The sequence below is a fragment of the Streptomyces sp. NPDC001770 genome (assembly GCF_053596135.1).
Window position 1 is genome coordinate 1 of record NZ_JBSFFN010000095.1, and the last position, 3,567, is coordinate 3,567.

The window sequence follows — 3,567 nt, forward strand, 5'->3', positions numbered from 1 at the left end:
GCGCACGGCAACTACATGGACTGCTCCCGGCAGTTCGTGTCTGCCGGGTCCTGCTGTCTCTCTGGGCTACGACAGAAACCATAACCACACCACCACCCAATGTCTACTCCCGCCATGACAGATTTTCGCCCGTTCGATGATGAGGTATTCGCCGTCGAACAGTGAGGGATGCGCAGGGATCGCACCCGCCGCGGCGATGGGCGGAGCCGCGGTCCGAGCGCGGCAGGTGCGGGGCGGAGGATGCCGAACCCCTGCCGACCCAGGAACCGAGGGGGTCTGGTGGAAGCGATGAACGATCAGCCCCATGTCGGTGCGGGCTGTTCGGGCCGCCGGTGAGCCGCCCCTCCTGCCGGAGGTAGCCGCCATCCCTGTCGCGGAACTCGCCGGTGCCCGGGCATCGAACCGGAACGCTGGTCAAGGCGCTCCGGGCTGCGGCGAGGGAGACCCTCGGTCCGCCTGCTTCACTCGGAGACGCACGAAGAGTATGGTCCGACCATACAAAGGACGTAGAAAACGATCGAGGAGGCTCCATGCGCGTCGGGCTCTTCGCCACCTGTCTGGGAGACACCCTGTTTCCCGAGGCGGTGAAATCCACCGCGGTGCTGCTCGCCCGCCTGGGCCACCAGGTGGTGTTCCCGCCGGGACAGACCTGCTGCGGACAGATGCACGTCAACACCGGATACCAGCGCGAGCCCGTACCCCTGGTCCGCAACTTCGCCGAGCAGTTCGGCGACACCTCGATCGAGGCGGTCGTCATGCCGTCCGGCTCCTGCGCGGGCTCGGTCCGCCACCAGCACGAGATCGTCGCCGAGCGGTACGGCGACGCCGCGCTGCGCGCCGGGGTCGCCGCGGTCAAGGCCAAGACGTACGAGCTCTCCGAGTTCCTCGTGGACGTCCTCGACGTCACCGGAGTCGGCGCGTACTTCCCGCACCGCGTCACGTACCACCCCACCTGCCACTCGCTGCGGATGCTCCGCGTCGGCGAGAAGCCGCTGCGGCTGCTGCGGGCCGTCGACTCCATCGACCTCGTGGAGCTGCCCGAGGCCGACTCCTGCTGCGGCTTCGGCGGCACCTTCGCGGTGAAGAACGCCGAGACCTCCTCCGCGATGCTCCAGGACAAGATGCGCAACATCGGCTCCACCGGCGCCGACGTCTGCACCGCCGGCGACTCCTCGTGCCTGATGCACATCGGCGGCGGGCTCCACCGCATCAAGTCCGGCACCCGCACCCTGCACCTCGCACAGATCCTCGCCTCGACCCGTACCGCGCCCTACGCCCTGACGGAGGCCGCCGCCGTATGAGCACCTTCCTCGGCATGCCCGCCGCACCGCCCCGCTCCCCGTACGGAACGGGCAATCTGCGCGGCGAACGGAAGTTCCCCGCCGCCGCCCACGACGAGCTGCGCAACGACCAGCTCCGCCGCAACCTCGGCAGGGCGACCCGCACCATCCGCGCCAAGCGCCTGAACGTCACCGGTGAACTCCCCGACTGGGAGCGGCTGCGCGACGCCGGAGCGGCGATCAAGACCGACACCATGAACCGGCTGCCCGAACTCCTGGAGCAGCTGGAGGCAAAGGTCACCGAACACGGCGGTACGGTCCACTGGGCGCGCGACGGCGACGAGGCCAACGAGATCGTCACCCGGCTGATCAGGGCGACCGGCAGCAGCGACGTCATCAAGATCAAGTCGATGGCCACGCAGGAGATCGGCCTCAACGAGCACCTCGAATCGGTCGGCATCACGCCGTACGAGACCGACCTCGCCGAACTCATCGTGCAGCTCGCCCACGACAAGCCCTCGCACATCCTGGTCCCCGCGATCCACCGCAACCGCGACGAGATCCGGGAGATCTTCCTCAAGGAGATCCCCGGCGTCGACCCGGACCTCGACAACGTGCCCGCGCACCTCGCCGCCGCCGCGCGCGCCTATCTGCGCGAGAAGTTCATGACGACCAAGGTGGCCGTCTCCGGCGCCAACTTCGGCATCGCCGAGACCGGCACCCTCTCCGTCGTGGAATCCGAGGGCAACGGCCGGATGTGCCTCACCCTGCCCGACACCCTGATCACGGTGATGGGCATCGAGAAGGTACTGCCCCGCTACGCCGACCTCGAAGTCTTCCTCCAGCTCCTGCCGCGCTCCTCCACCGGTGAGCGGATGAACCCGTACACCTCGATGTGGACCGGGGTGACCCCCGGCGACGGCCCGCAGGCGTTCCACCTGGTGCTGCTCGACAACGGCCGGACCGCTGCGCTCGCCGACAAGGTCGGACGCGAGGCCCTGAACTGCATCCGCTGCTCCGCCTGCCTCAACGTCTGCCCGGTCTACGAACGCGCCGGCGGACACGCCTACGGCTCGACGTACCCCGGCCCGATCGGCGCGGTCCTCACCCCGCAGCTCGCCGGGATGCACGCGGCGAAGGACGACCCGAACAGCTCGCTGCCGTACGCCTCCAGCCTCTGCGGCGCCTGCTTCGACGCCTGCCCGGTCAAGATCGACATCCCGTCGCTGCTGGTCGAACTCCGTCACCAGAACACCGAGCAGTCCGGTACGACGGCGGAGAAGCTGGCCATGAAGGCCGCCGCCACGGTGATGAAGAGCCCGAAGCTCTTCACGGCGGCTCAGAAGGCGGCCGGTCTCGGACGGATCGTCGCCGGCAAGGACGGCACCATCGGACGGGTACCCGCGCCCTTCGACGGCTGGAGCGACAGCCGGGACACCCCGGCACCGCCGAAGCAGACGTTCCGCTCCTGGCTTGCCTCGGCGGAGGGCGCCGCCACGATGAAGGCCGCGGCCGACGAGGGCGTCGCCACGAACGCCGCCGCCGGCCGACGACCCACCGACCCGACGGAGGACGAGAAGTGACGACCGCACGCGACACCGTCCTCGGCCGGGTGCGCGACGCCCTGGCCCTCGCCCCGGCCCGCCCGGTCACCGTCCCGCGCGACTACCGCACCGGACGCACCCTCCCCGACGCCGAACGGCTCGGCCTCCTCACCGACCGGCTGGTCGACTACAAGGCACGGGTCCACCCCTGCACCGCGGACCGGACCGCCGAGGTGATCGCCCAGGTGCTGCGGGAGCGCGGCGCCCGCCGGATCGGTGTACCGGCCGGGCTCGACGCCGGGTGGCTGGCGGCCTGGGACGGGGAGGTCCAGCGGGACTCCGCCGACATCCCGGCGCCCACGCTCGGCGAACTCGACGGCGTCGTCACGGCGTCCGCCGTCAGCTGCGCGGAGACCGGCACGATCTTCCTGGACGGCTCCGGGGACCAGGGGCGCCGCGCGCTCTCCCTCGTCCCCGACCTGCACGTGTGCGTCGTCGACCTCTCCACGGTGGAGGCCGGCGTCCCGGAGGCGGTCGCGCGACTGGTGCCGGAGCGGCCGACGACCCTGATCAGCGGGCCCTCGGCCACCTCCGACATCGAACTGGAGCGGGTGGAAGGGGTGCACGGCCCCCGGACGCTGGTGGTGGTCATCCGCACCGACCTCTGACACCCGCACGCGCCCGGCCGGGCGCGGGGCGCGGGGGGGGGCGGGCGCCCCCCCCCCCCCCGCAGCCGCGGCGCC

The 3,567-nt window shown here is 70.9% G+C and carries 3 protein-coding genes; all 3 read left to right on the forward strand.

What is annotated here, in order from left to right:
- The first annotated feature begins 530 nt into the window (after positions 1-530).
- Genes ACWCSV_RS34460 through ACWCSV_RS34470 form a run of 3 tightly spaced genes read left to right on the forward strand, consistent with a single transcriptional unit; the run spans position 531 to position 3,492 of the window.
- Positions 531-1,301, forward strand: a complete 771-nt coding sequence (locus ACWCSV_RS34460) for a (Fe-S)-binding protein (RefSeq protein ID WP_451149191.1) — start codon at positions 531-533, stop codon at positions 1,299-1,301.
- A complete protein-coding gene (locus ACWCSV_RS34465) occupies positions 1,298-2,863 on the forward strand; it encodes a lactate utilization protein B (protein WP_451149193.1) in 1,566 nt (521 codons plus the stop codon). Before ACWCSV_RS34460 ends, ACWCSV_RS34465 begins: the two co-directional genes overlap by 4 nt.
- Positions 2,860-3,492 carry a LutC/YkgG family protein gene (locus tag ACWCSV_RS34470; RefSeq protein ID WP_451149195.1) on the forward strand — a complete coding sequence of 211 codons (633 nt, stop codon included), beginning with the start codon at positions 2,860-2,862 and terminating at the stop codon, positions 3,490-3,492. The genes ACWCSV_RS34465 and ACWCSV_RS34470 overlap by 4 nt, the downstream gene beginning before the upstream one ends.
- Positions 3,493-3,567: the final 75 nt, after the last annotated feature.

Bases quoted from the DNA above. Each gene is read 5' to 3' on its own strand.
- ACWCSV_RS34460 (WP_451149191.1), top strand. From the start codon at position 531: ATGCGCGTCGGGCTCTTCGCCACCTGTCTGGGAGACACCCTGTTTCCC.
- ACWCSV_RS34465 (WP_451149193.1), top strand. From the start codon at position 1,298: ATGAGCACCTTCCTCGGCATGCCCGCCGCACCGCCCCGCTCCCCGTAC.